Raw genomic sequence first — 16,906 nt, 5'->3', positions numbered from 1 at the left:
ACTCCTCGTAGATGGAAAATCCGTGGGCAAAACCATCGCTCACAGGTTGTGGACTTGAGTTTCCTGGCGGGGTTCGTGTTTTCGTCTCGCTTTCGTGTCAGCTGTCGCCGGCCCGATCAGCCGTCCAGTGATTTCAGGTTTTTTGCAGAGTTGGAAAGGTTCTTGCAAACACCGGCAGCGAAGGCGCTTAGGCGTCAAAAGATTGAATCAGCCGGGGTAACCACGTGGCAGTAGATCGCGCACAAATGATTGGCAACGTTCGCAGCAACCTGTCCGGGTTGCGCGACGGCAATCTCGGTATCCCGCTGTTGCTGCTGGTCATGCTCGGCATGGTCATGCTGCCGGTTCCGCCGTTCCTGCTCGACGTGCTGTTCACCTTCAATATCGCCTTGTCCATCGTCGTCCTGCTGGTGGCGATCTATGCGCTGCGGCCGCTGGATTTCGCCGTCTTCCCTACCATCCTGCTGGCGGCTACCTTGCTGCGTCTGGCGCTGAACGTGGCCTCCACGCGGGTGGTGCTGCTGCACGGGCAGGACGGCGCGGGAGCGGCCGGGCAAGTGATCAAGGCGTTCGGCGAGGTGGTGGTCGGCGGTAACTACGTCGTTGGTATCGTGGTGTTCGCCATCCTCATCATCATCAACTTCGTGGTGGTGACCAAGGGCGCCGGACGGATTTCCGAGGTCAGTGCGCGTTTCACTCTGGATGCCATGCCCGGCAAGCAGATGGCCATCGATGCCGATCTCAATTCCGGCCTGATCGACCAGGTGGAAGCCAAGAAGCGCCGTGTCGAGGTAGCCCAGGAAGCGGATTTCTACGGTTCGATGGATGGTGCCAGCAAGTTCGTGCGCGGCGATGCCATCGCCGGTCTGCTGATCATGTTCGTCACCCTGCTCGGCGGCATCGGCATCGGCATGCTGCAGCACGGCCTGCCGTTCAGCGAGGCGGGGCGTATCTACTCGTTGCTGACCATCGGTGACGGTCTGGTGGCACAGATCCCGTCGCTGCTGCTGTCCACGGCCGCGGCGATCATGGTCACCCGGGTTTCCAGCTCCGAAGACATGGGCGCTCAGGTCAACCGGCAGATGTTCGCTTCGCCGCGCGCGCTGGCCGTTGCGGCGGCGATCATGATCGCCATGGGTCTGGTGCCTGGCATGCCGCATATGCCTTTCGTTGGCCTGGGCCTGATCGCCGCGGGCGCGGCGTACTGGATCGCCAACAAGCAGCGCAAGGTCAAGGAAGTCGAGATTCAGGAGGTTCAGCGCCAGCAGGAACTGCTCCCGGCGCAGCGCGCTCAGGAGATCAAGGAGCTTGGCTGGGACGACGTGATGCCGGTGGACATGGTCGGTCTGGAAGTCGGCTATCGGTTGATTCCGCTGGTCGATCGCAACCAGGGCGGGCAACTGCTGGCGCGGATCAAGGGCGTACGCAAGAAGCTGTCGCAGGAGATGGGCTTCCTGATGCCATCCGTGCATATCCGCGACAACCTGGATCTGCAACCCAATGCTTATCGACTGACTCTGATGGGCGTCAGCGTCGCCGAGGCCGAGGTGTACCCGGATCGCGAACTGGCGATCAACCCGGGTCAGGTATTCGGCACCCTCAACGGCGTGGCCGCCAAAGATCCGGCGTTCGGTCTCGATGCCGTGTGGATCGACCCCGGTCAGCGCGACCAGGCGCAGTCCCTCGGTTACACCGTGGTGGACGCCAGTACCGTGGTCGCTACCCACCTCAATCAGATCCTGCACAAGCATGCCCATGAGCTGCTGGGCCACGAAGAAGTCCAGCAACTGATGCAATTGTTGGCAAAAAGCTCGCCAAAGCTGGCGGAAGAGCTGGTTCCTGGCCTTATCTCGCTGTCGACCCTGCTCAAGGTGCTGCAAGCGCTGTTGCAGGAACAGGTGCCGGTACGTGACATCCGTACCATTGCCGAAGCCATCGCCAACGTCGCACCGCGGAGTCAAGATCCCGCCGCGATGGTTGCTGCGGTACGCGTCGCGTTGGCTCGTGCAATCGTGCAAAACATCGTGGGACTAGAGCCGGAGCTGCCTGTGATCACCCTTGAGCCAAGGTTGGAACAGATATTGCTAAATAGTCTTCAGAAGGCCGGTCAAGGCTCCGAGGATGGCATCCTCCTGGAACCTGGCATGGCCGAGAAGCTGCAACGTTCCCTGGTGGAAGCAGCGCAGCGTCAGGAGATGCTTGGCAAGCCGGTGATTCTGCTGGCGGCCGGGCCGGTTCGGGGAATGCTCTCGCGTTTCGCCCGGTTGGCCGTCCCGAGCATGCATGTTCTGGCGTACCAGGAAATTCCGGACAACAAGCAGGTCACCATCGTTGCGACGGTGGGGCAGAATTAATCGAGGGTACGGGCCATGCAGGTCAAACGCTTTTTTGCCGCCGATATGCGCCAAGCCATGAAGCTGGTTCGCGATGAGCTGGGCGCTGATGCGACCATCATCGGTAACCGCCGTGTGGCGGGTGGCGTGGAATTGACGGCCGCGCTCGATTATCAGGTTGCGCCCGCACCGGCGCGGCAACCGAACCCGGCCCTGGAGGCCGAACTGCGCAAGACTCAGTCGCGCATCGCCTCCGCCCAGGCCGAACTGACTACCCGTGCGCAGCTGGATGCCGGCAAGGATCGTCAGCTGTTCGCCGATGCGCCAGGTGCGTCGCCTGCCGACAGCCTGGACGCCGTGCTCGAGCGTCAGCAGAAGAAGCCGGCCTCGGCTTCGGTCGATCAGGCCGCGCTGGATTCGATGCGTTCCGAACTGCACGGCCTGCGTGAACTGATCGAAATGCAACTGGGTTCCATCGCCTGGGGGCAGATGCAGAGCCGTCGCCCGCAACAGGCCACCCTGTGGCGTCGTTTGCAGCGCATGGGGCTGCCCGCCGAACTGGCCCGTACGCTGCTCGAACGTGTGGCCTCGCTCGGTGACCAGCGTCAGGCCTGGCGTATGGTGCTGGCGCATCTGGCACACTCGATTCAGACGCCCAAGCAGGAGCCGATGGAAGAGGGCGGCGTGATCGCTCTGGTCGGCCCGGCGGGCATGGGCAAGACCACCACGCTGGCCAAGCTCGCAGCACGCTACGTACTCAAGTACGGCGCCGCGAATATCGCCCTGGTGAGCATGGACAGCTACCGCATCGGTGCCCAGGAACAGCTAAAGACCCTGGGCCGTATTCTTGGCGTATCCGTGACCCACGTCGATCCCGGTCAGTCTTTGACTCAGGCGCTGGCGCCGTTGGCGCGCAAGCGTGTGGTGCTTATCGATACAGCCGGTCTGCCGGCCAGCGACCCGGCGCTGCGTATGCAACTGGAAACCCTGGCAAGCCGCGGCGTCAACGCCCGAAATTACCTTGTGCTGGCTGCTACCAGCCAGGCGCAAGTGCTGAAGGCCGCCTATCACAGCTACAAGCGCTGTGGGCTGGCCGGCTGCATTCTGAGTAAACTGGACGAAGCGACCAGCATGGGTGAGGTATTGGGTCTGGCTATTAGCCACCGTCTACCAGTAGCCTATCTGGCAGATGGCCCGCGGATTCCGGACGATGTACAGGTGCCGCGTAGTCATCAACTGGTCAGCCGTGCCGTCGGTCTGCAGGCTCCGGATGAGCCCAGTGAGGATACGATGGCCGATATGTTTGCAGGCTTGTATCAGGATCCGGCACGACGCGCGGGATGATCATGCTGTGTGGCGAAGCGCTGGTTGCGGTCGTCCCGGCAGCGCACAATGGCCCTATGGCTTAAAGCGAAGATAGATAAGGTGTGTAGATAACATGGGTATGCATCCCGTACAGGTGATCGCGGTGACCGGCGGCAAAGGCGGCGTTGGCAAGACCAATGTGTCGGTGAATTTGTCGTTGGCGCTGGCGGATCTCGGTCGGCGCGTCATGCTCATGGATGCCGATCTGGGGCTGGCCAACGTCGACGTGCTGCTCGGTCTGACGGCCAAGCGCACCCTGGCTGACGTGATCGAGGGTGAGTGCGAGCTGCGCGATGTCATCCTGCAGGGGCCTGGCGGCATTCGTATCGTGCCTGCGGCCTCCGGCACCCAGAGCATGGTGCAGCTCACGCCCATGCAGCACGCTGGCCTCATCCAGGCATTCAGCGATATCAGCGACAACCTCGACGTACTGATCGTGGACACCGCCGCCGGTATCGGCGACTCGGTGGTGAGCTTCGTGCGCGCCGCCCAGGAAGTACTGGTGGTGGTGTGCGACGAGCCGACCTCGATCACCGATGCCTACGCGCTGATCAAGCTGCTCAATCGTGACCACGGCATGAATCGTTTCCGGGTGCTCGCCAATATGGCGCACAGCCCGCAGGAGGGCCGCAATCTGTTTGCTAAGCTGACCAAGGTCACCGACCGTTTCCTGGATGTCGCGCTGCAGTATGTGGGGGCGGTGCCTTACGACGAGTCGGTACGCAAAGCCGTACAGAAACAGCGTGCGGTGTATGAGGCGTTCCCTCGTTCGAAGTGCGCGCTGGCGTTCAAGGCGATTGCCCAGAAGGTTGACGCATGGCCGTTGCCGGCCAATCCGCGAGGCCATCTGGAGTTCTTCGTCGAGCGCTTGGTGCAACAACCGACTGCAGACACGGCTGTATGACGACAGCCTCTGGACTCCGCATGTATAGCAAGACACAGGCACGGGATTCACAGCATCAATTGATTGAGCGTTACGCGCCGTTGGTCAAGCGCATTGCCTATCACCTGCTGGCGCGTCTGCCCGCCAACGTGCAGGTGGATGACCTGATCCAGGCCGGAATGATTGGCCTGCTCGAGGCATCCCGCAACTATGACGCTGGCAAGGGCGCCAGTTTCGAGACCTTTGCCGGGATTCGCATTCGTGGCTCCATGCTCGATGAGGTGCGCAAGGGCGATTGGGCACCACGTTCGGTACACCGCAACAGCCGGATGGTCAGCGACGCAATTCGAAAAATCGAAGCGAGAACCGGAAGAGACGCTAAAGATCAGGAGGTTGCTGCCGAACTCCAATTGAGTCTCGGGGATTACTACGGCATTCTTGGCGACACTTTGGGCAGCCGCTTATTCAGTTTCGACGACCTGTTGCAGGAAGGCGAGAGTGGTGGGCTGCAGGAAGACACGAGTTCCCTGCACCACGGGCCTTCGCATGAACTGGAAGATGATCGTTTCCAGGCGGCTCTGGTCGATGCCATCAGCAATCTGCCTGAGCGTGAACGGTTGGTGTTGTCGCTGTATTACGATGAGGAATTGAACCTCAAGGAAATCGGCGAGGTACTGGGGGTTAGTGAGTCGCGAGTCAGCCAATTGCACAGTCAGTGTGCCGCGCGTTTACGCGCGCGGTTAGTGGATTGGCGCGCATAAGAGTTTTTTCAAGGGTAGAGCTCAGCAAGGGTTAGGCGCCCCCGCGAAAGCAGGTGGGGAAGCGGTCGGAGTCGCGGGCGACTTACTGTTGGTAAAAATGAGCACTACTCGCTTCTGGCCCGCACTGACGTGCGTTAGCCGCAAGCGGCTTGTCGACTGGGCTGGCAACCCAGGGTGTTTTCAACGCAGCAGGGCCGACACGCAGCAGGCCTTGCGCATATTTTTGAGAATTGGCAGGGCGCTGAAAAACACAGTGAACGCAGCAAAGCAGGGCGCAATGGTTTTGTGGCGTTCCGCCAGGCCGGTTTCACGATTTATAAGCGCTTCGGAATGCTGAACGCGTTTTAGGACTGTACGGAGGTCGACTTGGACAAGAACATGAAAATCCTCATCGTCGATGATTTCTCGACGATGCGACGGATCATCAAGAACCTCTTGCGTGATCTGGGGTTCACCAACACGGCGGAAGCTGACGACGGCACCACCGCATTGCCGATGCTGCAAAGCGGTAGCTTCGACTTTCTGGTGACCGACTGGAACATGCCGGGCATGAGCGGTATCGACTTGCTGCGTGCAGTGCGTGCGGATGAGCGCTTGAAGCAGATGCCGGTGCTGATGGTTACGGCAGAGGCCAAGCGCGATCAGATCATCGAGGCCGCCCAAGCCGGTGTGAACGGCTATGTGGTCAAGCCATTCACCGCTCAGGTGCTCAAAGAAAAGATTGAGAAAATATTCGAGCGGGTCAACGGCTGATGTCTGCCGCGAGGTTGTTATGGAACACGATGATTCTCAAGAGGCCGGCCTCGAGTCGACCCTGAAAAGCAATGCCCGCCAACTGGTAAACAGCCTTGAACAAGGCAACTTTGGTGAAGCGATACAGCTGATCAATGAACTGAACAAGGCGCGCGACCGGGGTCTTTACCACGAAGTCGGCAAGCTCACGCGTGAGCTGCATAACGCCATCGTCAATTTTCAGCTCGATCCCCGGGTGCCTCACGCCCAGGAAGTCTCGCAGATATCCGACGCCACCGAGCGGCTCAATTACGTCGTGACCATGACCGAGCGCGCAGCCAATCGCACCATGGATCTGGTCGAGCAGAGCGCGCCACTGGTCAATGACCTGAGCAGCGAAGCCGATGCCCTGAGCGAGGATTGGGGGCGTTTCATGCGCCGTGAAATGGGGGCTGAGGCTTTCCGTGAGCTGGCCAAGCGCATCGAGCTGTTTCTTGCGCGCAGCCAACGCGACAGCAGCAAGCTGTCCGGGCATCTCAACGACATTTTACTGGCGCAGGACTATCAGGATCTGACCGGGCAAGTGATCAAGCGTGTCACGCAGCTGGTGACCGAGGTAGAGAGCAACCTGCTGAAGCTCATGTTGATGGCCAGCCAGGTCGATCGCTTCGCCGGTATCGAACACAATCACGACGAGTTGCGTGTCGAGCAGAACAAACAAAAAGATGCGTCCCACGGTGAAGGTCCGCAGATTCATGCCGATAAGCGTGATGATGTCGCATCCTCCCAGGACGACGTCGACGATTTGCTGTCCAGCCTGGGATTTTAGGAGCACGTCATATGAGCTTCGGCGCCGATGAAGAAATCCTCCAGGATTTCCTGGTAGAGGCCGGCGAGATTCTCGAGCAGTTGTCCGAGCAATTGGTGGAGCTGGAAAGCCGCCCGGACGATATGAACCTGCTCAATGCGATTTTTCGGGGATTTCACACGGTAAAAGGCGGGGCCGGTTTCTTGCAGCTCAATGAGCTGGTGGAGTGCTGCCATATCGCCGAGAACGTGTTCGACATCCTGCGCAAGGGTGCGCGTCGTGTCGACTCGGAATTGATGGACGTGGTGCTCGAAGCACTGGATGCCGTCAATGGCATGTTCACCGAAGTGCGCGAGCGCACCAAGCCGACACCGGCCTCTCCCGAGCTGCTGGCAGCTCTGGCGCGCCTGGCCGAACCCGCTCCTGCCGCAGCGTCTGCCCCGGTCACGGTCGTTGCACCAGTCGAGCCGGCCGCAGAGGCATCGACGGACATTACGGACAGCGAATTCGAACAATTGCTCGATGCCCTGGGCGATGAGCCACAACCGCAGGCGAGCGGCTCGGACGACGAAATCAGCGATGATGAATTCGAATCGCTGCTTGACCAACTGCATGGCAAGGGACAGTTCGCGACCTCCGCAACGCCCGCTGTCGAGGTGCCTGCGCCGGTCAGTGCCGCGAGCGGTGGTAACGGCGACGATATAACCGACGACGAATTCGAAGCCTTGCTCGATCAGTTGCACGGTAAAGGACAATTCGCCAGCACGCCGGCTGAGGCGCCTGTATCGGCTTCTCCTGCCGCACCCGCCAGTTCTGCGGCGCAGGGCGATGAAATCACCGACGACGAGTTCGAGGCACTGCTCGATCAGCTGCACGGCAAAGGCAAGTTCGTCGAGCCGACCGCCATTGCGCCCATTGCACCTGCTCCGAAGCCCGAAGCCAAGCCCGTTGCGCCTGCCGCCAGCAAGGCAGCTCCTGCGCCGGCGGCCAAGGTCGAGCCAGCCAAGGCAAAAACAGCAGCCGCACCGGCCGCCGCCGCTGCGCCAGCGAGTGAGGCGGAAACCACGGTACGGGTCGACACCGCACGCCTGGACGAGATCATGAACATGGTCGGCGAACTGGTGCTGGTGCGTAACCGCCTGGTGCGCCTGGGGCTCAACAGCGGCGACGAGACCATGTCCAAGGCCGTCTCCAACCTCGACGTGGTCACCGCCGATCTGCAGACGGCAGTCATGAAGACCCGCATGCAGCCGATCAAGAAGGTCTTCGGGCGCTTCCCGCGGCTGGTTCGCGACCTGGCTCGTCAGCTGAAGAAGGAAATCAACCTGGAGCTGGTTGGCGAAGAGACCGATCTGGACAAGAACCTGGTCGAAGCGCTGGCCGATCCCCTGGTGCACTTGGTGCGCAACGCCGTCGACCATGGCGTGGAAAGCCCGGAAGAGCGCGAAGCCACCGGTAAGTCGCGCACCGGGCGAGTGGTGTTGTCTGCCGAGCAGGAAGGCGACCACATCCTGCTGATGATTACCGATGACGGTAAGGGGATGGACGCCGACGTGTTGCGCAGCAAGGCCGTGGAAAAAGGCCTGCTGGACAAGGATGCGGCCGACCGCCTGACCGATCTGGAATGCTACAACCTGATCTTCGCCCCCGGTTTCTCGACCAAGACCGAGATTTCCGACGTGTCCGGCCGCGGCGTCGGCATGGACGTGGTGAAGACCAAGATTTCCCAGCTCAACGGCACGGTCAACGTGTTCTCGCAGAAGGGCCAGGGCTCGAAGATCGTCATCAAGGTACCGCTGACCCTGGCGATCATGCCGACGCTGATGGTGATGCTCGGCAATCAGGCATTCGCTTTCCCGCTGGTCAACGTCAACGAGATCTTCCACCTCGATCTGTCGCGCACCAACGTGGTCGACGGGCAGGAAGTGGTGATCGTCCGCGACAAGGCGCTGCCGCTGTTCTATCTCAAGCGCTGGCTGGTGAGTAAAGCTGCCCACGAAGAGCAGGTCGAAGGCCATGTGGTGATTCTCAGCATCGGCAATCAGCGGATCGGCTTCGTCGTCGATCAGCTGGTCGGCCAGGAAGAGGTGGTGATCAAGCCGCTGGGCAAAATGCTGCAAGGCACGCCTGGCATCTCCGGTGCGACCATCACCGGCGACGGGCGGATCGCCCTGATTCTCGACGTCCCGAGCATGCTCAAGCGCTACGCACGGCGTATCTGATCGTCCGCGGCGCGGCCTCTGCTGCGCCGCTTAGGAGTGTTTATGGTTGTCAAGGTACTGGTGGTCGACGACTCCGGCTTTTTTCGGCGCAGAGTCTCGGAGATTCTCTCGTCCGATCCCAACATCACCGTGGTCGGCACCGCCACCAACGGACGTGAGGCCATCGATCAGGCGCTGGCACTCAAGCCGGACGTGATCACCATGGATTACGAGATGCCGTTGATGGACGGTATCACCGCTGTGCGTAGCATCATGCAGCGCTGCCCTACACCGGTATTGATGTTCTCTTCGCTCACCCACGAAGGCGCCCGGGTCACCCTGGACGCGCTGGATGCCGGTGCGGTGGATTTCCTGCCGAAGAATTTCGAGGACATCTCGCGCAACCCGGAAAAGGTCAAGCAACTGCTGTGCGAGAAGGTGCACAGCATTTCGCGCAGCAACCGCCGGGGGATCGGCGCGGCGTCCCTGACGCCGCCTGCCGGCGGTAGCCTGAGCCGACCTGCCAGCACTTCTGTACCTGCGCGGCCACAGCCGAGTGTCGGCCATCCGCCGGCCGAGCGTCAGCCATCGACCGGCAGCGCCGCACCCAAGCGCAAAGCCTACAAGCTGGTGGCGATCGGTACCTCGACCGGTGGCCCGGTTGCCTTGCAGCGGGTCTTGACCCAGTTGCCGGCGAATTTCCCGACGCCCATCGTGCTGATTCAACACATGCCGGCGGCCTTCACCAAGGCCTTTGCCGAGCGTCTGGACAAGCTCTGCAAGATCAACGTCAAGGAAGCTGAAGACGGCGACATCCTGCGCCCCGGGCTGGCCATTCTGGCGCCAGGTGGCAAGCAGATGATGATCGACGGGCGCGGCACCATCCGCATCCTGCCCGGCGACGAGCGCCTGAATTACAAGCCTTGCGTGGATATCACCTTCGGCTCGGCATCCAAGTCCTACCACGACAAGGTACTGGCCGTGGTGCTTACCGGCATGGGTGCTGACGGCCGTGAGGGTGCGCGTCTGCTCAAACAGGGCGGCAGCCAGGTATGGGCGCAGGACGAGGCCAGTTGTGTGATCTACGGCATGCCCATGGCGATCGTGAAGGCCAACCTGGCCGATGCTGTCTATCCGCTGGAAGATATCGGTCGCCATCTGGTCGAGGCCTGCCTCTGATGGATGTGCTGAGCCTGATCGGCGTCATACTGGCATTCGTCGCCATTCTTGGTGGCAATTACCTGGAGGGGGGGCATGTCTCGGCACTGCTTAACGGCCCGGCGGCGCTGATCGTGTTCGGCGGCACCCTCGGTGCTGCGTTCCTGCAAACGCCGGTCACGGTGTTCAAGCGCGCCATGAACATCCTGCGCTGGATTTTCTTTCCACCGCAGATCGACCTGCCCGGCGGCATTGACCGGGTGGTGAACTGGAGCATGACCGCACGCAAGGAAGGCTTGCTCGGCCTTGAGGCCGTAGCCGATGGCGAAGCCGACCCCTATGCGCGCAAGGGGTTGCAGCTGTTGGTCGACGGCGCAGAGCCGGAAGCCATTCGCAGTATTCTCGAAGTCGATCTCTACACCCAGGAAAGCCGCGATATACAGGCAGCCAAGTTCTTCGAGTGCATGGGCGGCTATGCGCCGACCATCGGCATCATCGGGGCGGTGATGGGGCTGATCCACGTGATGGGCAATCTGGCTGATCCAAGTCTGCTCGGTGGTGGGATCGCTGTTGCATTCGTCGCCACCATCTATGGTGTAGCGCTCGCCAACCTGCTGCTGCTGCCCGTTGGCGCCAAGCTCAAATCCGTGGCCATGCGTCAGTCGGCTTACCGGGAAATGCTCCTCGAAGGCATCCTGTCCATCGGCGAGGGTGAAAATCCGCGCTCCATCGAGTTGAAGCTGCAAGGCTTCATGAACTGACCATGGCTCGCCGACGTCGCCACGAAGAGCATGAGAATCACGAACGCTGGCTGGTGTCCTACGCGGACTTCATCACGCTGCTGTTCGCCTTCTTCGTGGTGATGTATTCGATTTCGTCGATCAACGAAGGCAAATACAAGATCCTCTCGGAAACCCTGACCGGCGTGTTCAACCAGCCGGATCGCGCCATCAAACCCATTCCCGTGGGGGATGAGCGACCGCGTACCACCAAACCGGATCGTTCGATGGTGGACGAGGAATCTGCGCAGCAGATCACCGCCTCGACCTTGCAGAGTATCGCCGACAACGTGCGTGATGCCTTCGGCGGCCTGCTGCAGAGCGATCAGCTCAAGGTGCGTGGCAACGAGCTGTGGATCGAGATCGAACTGAGCTCCGGCCTGCTGTTCCCCAGTGGCGATGCACTGCCGAATGATGCGGCCTTCGAGATCATCGAGAAAATTGCCAAGATTCTGGCTCCTTACGATAACCCCGTGCATGTGGAAGGCTTTACCGATAATCAGCCGATCAATACCGCGCAGTTCCCGACCAACTGGGAGCTGTCGACAGCACGTGCTGCCAGCATCGTGCGGATGCTGGCCATGGATGGCGTCGACCCGTCGCGGATGGCAGCCGTGGGGTATGGCGAATTTCAGCCGGTGGCCGACAACGCTACGGCAGAGGGCAGGGCGCATAACCGCCGCGTAGTGCTGGTGGTCTCGCGCAATCTCGATGTGCGGCGTAGTGTGAGTGGCGTGGGTAGTGCCAATGCCCAGCCCGATGCGGTGATGCAACGTGCTGGCACGCAACCTGCTTCAGCGCCTGCAGCACAGGCTCCAGCCAATGGTGCCGTCAATTCCCCGTCGCCTGCCCCATGAAGCGGGCACTCAGTCTCGGCCAGGCGCAGCCTGCTCCGGGAGGATGAAGAGTATGAGAGTTTGGGCTGTAGCCAATCAGAAAGGCGGTGTGGGTAAGACCACCTCGTCCATCGCCCTTGCAGGTCTGCTGGCCGATGCCGGCAAACGTGTGGTGGTGGTCGATCTCGACCCGCACGGATCGATGACCAGCTATTTCGGTCACGATCCCGATAGCCTCGAGCACAGCGTCTTCGATCTGTTCCTGCATCAGGGCGGCGTGCCTCAGGGCCTGCCACAGCAGTTGTTGCTGCCGACCAGCCACGAACGTATTTCCCTGCTGCCGTCGAGCACTGCCCTGGCCACGCTGGAGCGCCAGTCTCCGGGGCAGAATGGCCTCGGCCTGGTGGTCGCCAAGAGCCTGGCGCAGCTGTGGCAGGACTTCGACCATGCGGTGATCGACAGCCCACCGCTGCTCGGTGTGCTGATGGTCAACGCCCTGGCCGCCAGCCAGCAGTTGGTGATCCCGGTGCAGACCGAGTTTCTCGCCGTGAAAGGCCTGGAGCGCATGGTCAGCACCTTGGCGATGATCAACCGTTCGCGCAAGCAGGCCTTGCCTTACACCATCGTGCCGACCCTGTTCGACCGCCGTACCCAGGCGTCGATGTCCACGTTGCGGCTGCTCAAGAGCAGCTATCCCGAGAACCTCTGGCAAGCCTACATTCCGATCGACACCCGCCTGCGTGATGCCAGCCGGGCAGGGCTGACGCCTTCGCGGTTCGATGGCAATAGCCGCGGCACCATCGCCTATCGCGCGTTGCTCAAGCATTTGCTGGCGCAGCACCCTGCCTCTCAGGTGGCCTGATCGGTAATGGCTGGTTATTCTGCGCAAACTCGCTCAAGTCTGCCGCCACTGCGGCCGATAGCTCATACAGGTCTCCATTTCGGGTTGCATTCATGAGTCGTTCCATCGGCACTGCCACACGGCCCCAACTGGCGCTGCAGTCCTACCTTGACGGGTTGCTGCAGGACGCCGCGGTCGAGCTCGAACAGGAGCTGGCCGAGAGCAGCCTCGATGAGTTCGAGTCTGCCGTGCTCGAGGAGCAGATCCGTGATGCCCAGTTGGCGCCGCGTGCCGAGCCCGCGCCGCTGACGTTGGTGCAGCCCGTGACTGAGGTGGTCATCGAGCCGGTCGTGGAGGTCTTGTCTGCGCTGATCGTCGAGCCGATTGCCATGCCGCCGGTAGTCGAATCTGTGGCCGAGGTGCATCGTCCGGCGCCACAGATCGCCTCCGTACTGGCCGACGGTCGCCCCGAGTGGGCGCAGGAGCCTTTCGAGTGCCTGCTGTTCGATGTCGCCGGTCTGACGCTGGCCGTGCCGCTGGTGTGCCTGGGCTCGATCTATCCGCTGGCCGGGCAGGAACTGACCCCTTTGTTTGGCCAGCCGGATTGGTTTCTCGGCATACTGCCATCACAATCCGGCAACCTGAAGGTGCTCGACACCGCGCGCTGGGTCATGCCGGATCGTTACCGGGACGATTTCCGCCAGGGGCTGCAGTACGTGATTTCCGTTCAGGGCTACGAATGGGGGCTGGCCGTTCACCAGGTCAGTCGCTCGATTCGGCTGCATCCGGACGAGATCAAGTGGCGCAGCCAGCGTGCTCAGCGGCCTTGGCTGGCGGGTACGGTGATCGAGCACATGTGCGCGCTGCTGGATGTCGCCGCACTGGCGGAGTTGATCGCCAGCGGCGCGACCAGGCGCATGGGTAACGGACAGGTACACTGATTACTGGGCGCACGGTCGCACGTGCGCCCAATTGAATAGCGGGACTCCCGCACACCGCCACGCGCGGTCAATGACGAGGCTAGGCCATGAAGAAAAGCTCTGCACAAGGCGCTGAAGATCCGATCCTGCAGTGGGTCACGTTCCGTCTCGACAACGAAACCTACGGCATCAACGTGATGCAGGTGCAGGAAGTCCTGCGCTACACGGAAATCGCCCCGGTACCGGGTGCGCCGAGCTATGTGCTGGGTATCATCAACCTGCGCGGGAACGTGGTCACCGTGATCGATACGCGCCAGCGTTTCGGCCTGGATTATGCTGACGTGACCGACAACACCCGCATCGTCATCATCGAGGCGGACAAGCAGGTGGTGGGCATTCTGGTCGACAGCGTTGCCGAAGTGGTTTATCTGCGGCAGTCCGAAGTGGAAACCGCGCCGAATGTCGGTAACGACGAATCGGCCAAGTTCATCCAGGGCGTGTGCAACAAGAATGGCGAGCTGCTGATCCTGGTCGAGCTGGACAAGATGATGACCGAAGAAGAATGGTCGGAGCTGGAGAGCATCTGAGGTGCTTGAAGCCGCACTCATCGTTCTTGCCCTGGTCTGCGTCGGGCTGGTGACCACCTGCGTCTGGCTCGCAGGGCGCTTGCGCCTGGCCAGTCAGCTGCAGGCCGAGCGCGATGCTCAACGTGACCAGCGCATTCGGGAACTGGGCAAGCGCCTGGATACCTACCTGACCGGCAGTATCCGCATGGGCGAGGAGCTCCACGAGCTACGCCACACCGTTGCGCCACTGCCGGATAAAGTGATGCAGATCGAGCAGCGTGACCCCTCCAGCCTGTCCTTCACCCAGGCCGCTCGGCTGGTGGGCATGGGCGCCAGCGCCGAGGATCTGACCCATTCCTGTGGCCTGAGCAAGGCCGAGGCAGAACTGGTCGCCAAGCTGCACCAGTCGCGCCGCGAATAGGGCTGTCGGTCGAACGGTTTCTCGTAGGGTGGGTTAGCCGCCTGTTACATTGACTGACGGTTTTACCATCTCTTGTTGCGGCGTAACCCACCATCAGCGCAACACGGTCTATCGTCTGGTGGGTTACGCGGGGCGGCCATCCGCGACGCTCCACGATAACGGTGCCTATCAATTAGCGTCCGGCGTCGCTAACCCACCCTACGGGTTGCAATCGCAATGGTGGATGAAAAGAGCGTCAGCTACGCGCCCCGATCCACCCACATAGCGAGCGCCCGCTTCCGCTCCTTTGAGCAACCACTCAGCCCGTTCGCTCGGATACGACATTTGATCTGTGATGTGGCACTAGGGTCTGCTGCCCTTGCCATCCGGCCCGCCGAGCAGCAGCGGCCCGTCCTTCGGCTTGCCGCGTGGATCGAACCCTGGCGGGTATTTGCCCTTGAGGTACCAGGCGAAGGCGATGATTTCAGCGATGCAGCGATACAGTTGCTCGGGAATCGCTTCGCCCAGTTCCAGGCGCGCCAGCAAACGCACCAGCTCGGCGTTCTCGTAGATCGGCACATCGTGGGCGCGGGCAATGGCGAGTATCGTCTCGGCCAGCTCGTCGTCGCCCTTGGCGCTGAGGTTGGGGGCGTTCTGGCCATCGTAGGTGAGGGCAATGGCCTGGCGTGGGGTTTTATGGCTCATGCGGTTTCGTCGACCCAGCGCTGTTCCAGTGAAGTTTTCGGCCCTTGTGGCGGGATGCCCTGGCTACAGGCCAGATCGCCGACGGTAAGACCCGCCGCCACCAGGCGTTCACGCAGGTTGCCCAGCTCCCGGTCGATCAGCCCTGCGGTGCTGGCACGTTCGGCCCAGAGTTGGCTGGACAGGGTGCCCTGCGCCAGTTGTGCCTGCACCTGCAGCGGCCCCAGGGGATCCAGATCGAAAGCCAGGTCGATACGCCAGAGCGCTTCCTTGCTGTCCTGCTTGGCGGACGGTGCGGGTTCTTCGTGCTGGATTTTCACCTGCAGAGGCACCAGCTCATGTTGATTGCGCATGGGCACTTCCATCTGCCAGGTCGTCAGCAGGGCACCGTCCGGCCCGGTCTGGCTCTGAGCCAGGCTGGACAGCTGATGGGTCTGCAAGCGAGAGATGGCGGCGGCGGCGAGCTTGAGCAGCGTTTCCAGATCGGCCTCCCCATCCATGGCTTGCAGCAGGCGGCTGGGCAGGGGAAAGCTCATGGCCTGTTGGCGACCGCTGCTCTGGCCGATATTGCCGAGAATGTTGCGGGCGAAGGCGGGTAACGCCTGAGTCATTGCGCTGGCAGTCGCGGCGGCCAGGGGCGCGGCGCCGGGCAGCAACGGCAGCAGTTGGCTGACCAGGCGCAGCAGGTTGGCCTTCATGTCGGTACTCAGTGCGCCGGTTTGGCCACCCAGCAATTTGCTCTCGAGAAACAGGCCGCTGTTTTCCAGTGCTTGCATCAGCCCTTTGCCGTTACTCATCTGCTCGCCGCTAGGCAGGCCGCCGAGCAGTTTGTCGATGCTGCCGCGCAGGCCGTCGGGCAGATTGCCCATTCCCTGTAGCGCCGACAGCAAACCTTCCAATGAGCCCTGGCGGCTCTGCTGTGTGCCAAGTTGCTGGAGCAGCGCCAACTGATCGAGCCGCCCGCTGAGCGGCAGGAAGGCGAGCGATTGATCGCCCTGTACGCGCGCGCTGAGCAGGCTGCCGAGAGGCAGGTCGAGGTTGGTTTCCAGGCTCAGCTTGCTGCCGGCCAGAGAGGTGTTGAGCAGGTTCACCAGAACCTTGTAGACGGTCTGCGACGCCTGAGCGGGTAACGCTTCGCGGGAGATGACCTTGCCCTGCAGCAGGGTGCCGACGGGTAATTGTTCGAGGTCGATACTGGTCAGCGGTTTGTTGCCGCCAGCCAGAACCGCCAGGGAGAGGCGCGATTCCGACAGCGCCGTGACCGCCAGCGCCGTGCCCTGGGCGATGGCTTGCGGGCTGCTGGCCTGGAGCGTAGCCTGGCGACCGTTTTCCAGGGTCACGCGCAGCAGCAACTGAAAGTTCTGCGCGACTTCCTTGAGAGCCAGCACTTCTGCCTTGGCACTCTCGCCGCTGGCCATCAGGCCATCGAGGGGCTGCAGAAGCTTCACCGCCAGATCGGCGGCATTGGCTTGTGGCCTGCTGGTGGGGGGCGGTGCGGCAATAGGACGCGAACCACTGATCTCGGTCATTAAGTCACATACTCTGTAGCCATAAGCACACTGCGGGTGGGCTTATTGGGCATGTATAATTCCGGCCACTTGGGCACCTCCAGGCAGGTCGT

At 61.7% G+C, this 16,906-nt stretch carries 16 protein-coding genes; 14 read left to right on the top strand and 2 right to left on the bottom strand.

All coding sequences use genetic code 11. The features are described from left to right. Positions 1–245 precede the first annotated feature (245 nt). From flhA to DNK06_RS05385, 14 genes are all read left to right on the top strand, one after another. Positions 246–2,354, top strand: a complete 2,109-nt coding sequence (gene flhA, locus DNK06_RS05450; protein WP_131179024.1) for a flagellar biosynthesis protein FlhA — start codon at positions 246–248, stop codon at positions 2,352–2,354. Positions 2,355–2,369: 15 nt separating this feature from the next. Continuing rightward, positions 2,370–3,677, top strand: coding sequence for a flagellar biosynthesis GTPase FlhF (flhF, locus tag DNK06_RS05445; protein ID WP_131179023.1), 1,308 nt, complete (start codon positions 2,370–2,372; stop codon positions 3,675–3,677). 94 nt (positions 3,678–3,771) lie between these two features. Beyond that, positions 3,772–4,602, top strand: a complete 831-nt coding sequence (gene fleN / locus DNK06_RS05440; protein ID WP_207389959.1) for a MinD/ParA family protein — start codon at positions 3,772–3,774, stop codon at positions 4,600–4,602. Continuing rightward, positions 4,599–5,342 carry an RNA polymerase sigma factor FliA gene (gene fliA / locus DNK06_RS05435; RefSeq protein ID WP_131179022.1) on the top strand — a complete coding sequence of 248 codons (744 nt, stop codon included), beginning with the start codon at positions 4,599–4,601 and terminating at the stop codon, positions 5,340–5,342. The genes fleN and fliA overlap by 4 nt, the downstream gene beginning before the upstream one ends. A gap of 378 nt (positions 5,343–5,720) precedes the next feature. Further along, positions 5,721–6,095, top strand: coding sequence for a chemotaxis response regulator CheY (locus DNK06_RS05430; protein WP_175154250.1), 375 nt, complete (start codon positions 5,721–5,723; stop codon positions 6,093–6,095). A 19-nt stretch (positions 6,096–6,114) separates the two neighbouring features. Next, complete coding sequence (locus DNK06_RS05425) at positions 6,115–6,903, top strand: protein phosphatase CheZ (protein WP_131179021.1); 789 nt, start codon at positions 6,115–6,117, stop codon at positions 6,901–6,903. 11 nt (positions 6,904–6,914) lie between these two features. Next, positions 6,915–9,104 (top strand): chemotaxis protein CheA, encoded by a 2,190-nt coding sequence (locus DNK06_RS05420; RefSeq protein ID WP_131179020.1) that lies wholly within the window; start codon positions 6,915–6,917, stop codon positions 9,102–9,104. 42 nt (positions 9,105–9,146) lie between these two features. Then, positions 9,147–10,262 (top strand): protein-glutamate methylesterase/protein-glutamine glutaminase, encoded by a 1,116-nt coding sequence (locus DNK06_RS05415; protein WP_131179019.1) that lies wholly within the window; start codon positions 9,147–9,149, stop codon positions 10,260–10,262. After that, entirely contained in the window at positions 10,262–11,002 is a 741-nt protein-coding gene (locus DNK06_RS05410) for a flagellar motor protein (RefSeq protein ID WP_131179018.1), read from the top strand. Before DNK06_RS05415 ends, DNK06_RS05410 begins: the two co-directional genes overlap by 1 nt. A 2-nt stretch (positions 11,003–11,004) precedes the next feature. Then, a complete protein-coding gene (gene motD / locus DNK06_RS05405; RefSeq protein ID WP_131179017.1) occupies positions 11,005–11,877 on the top strand; it encodes a flagellar motor protein MotD in 873 nt (290 codons plus the stop codon). A gap of 52 nt (positions 11,878–11,929) precedes the next feature. Next, entirely contained in the window at positions 11,930–12,718 is a 789-nt protein-coding gene (locus tag DNK06_RS05400; protein ID WP_131179016.1) for a ParA family protein, read from the top strand. A gap of 92 nt (positions 12,719–12,810) precedes the next feature. Next, positions 12,811–13,638, top strand: a complete 828-nt coding sequence (locus tag DNK06_RS05395; protein WP_131179015.1) for a CheW domain-containing protein — start codon at positions 12,811–12,813, stop codon at positions 13,636–13,638. A gap of 86 nt (positions 13,639–13,724) precedes the next feature. After that, on the top strand, positions 13,725–14,204 hold the full coding sequence (locus DNK06_RS05390; protein ID WP_131179014.1) for a chemotaxis protein CheW: 480 nt from the start codon (positions 13,725–13,727) through the stop codon (positions 14,202–14,204). Position 14,205: 1 nt separating this feature from the next. Next, on the top strand, positions 14,206–14,604 hold the full coding sequence (locus tag DNK06_RS05385; RefSeq protein ID WP_131179013.1) for a DUF2802 domain-containing protein: 399 nt from the start codon (positions 14,206–14,208) through the stop codon (positions 14,602–14,604). A 342-nt stretch (positions 14,605–14,946) separates the two neighbouring features. Here DNK06_RS05385 and DNK06_RS05380 read toward each other — a convergent pair whose 3' ends face one another. Then, positions 14,947–15,288 carry an EscU/YscU/HrcU family type III secretion system export apparatus switch protein gene (locus DNK06_RS05380; protein ID WP_131179012.1) on the bottom strand — a complete coding sequence of 114 codons (342 nt, stop codon included), beginning with the start codon at positions 15,286–15,288 and terminating at the stop codon, positions 14,947–14,949. Next, entirely contained in the window at positions 15,285–16,814 is a 1,530-nt protein-coding gene (gene fliK / locus DNK06_RS05375) for a flagellar hook-length control protein FliK (RefSeq protein ID WP_131179011.1), read from the bottom strand. The genes DNK06_RS05380 and fliK overlap by 4 nt, the downstream gene beginning before the upstream one ends. Between the last annotated feature and the right edge of the window lie 92 nt (positions 16,815–16,906).

This window comes from Phytopseudomonas daroniae (genome assembly GCF_004327285.1).
GTDB lineage: Bacteria > Pseudomonadota > Gammaproteobacteria > Pseudomonadales > Pseudomonadaceae > Aquipseudomonas > Aquipseudomonas daroniae.
This window is presented reverse-complemented; position numbering and strand designations above follow the sequence as displayed.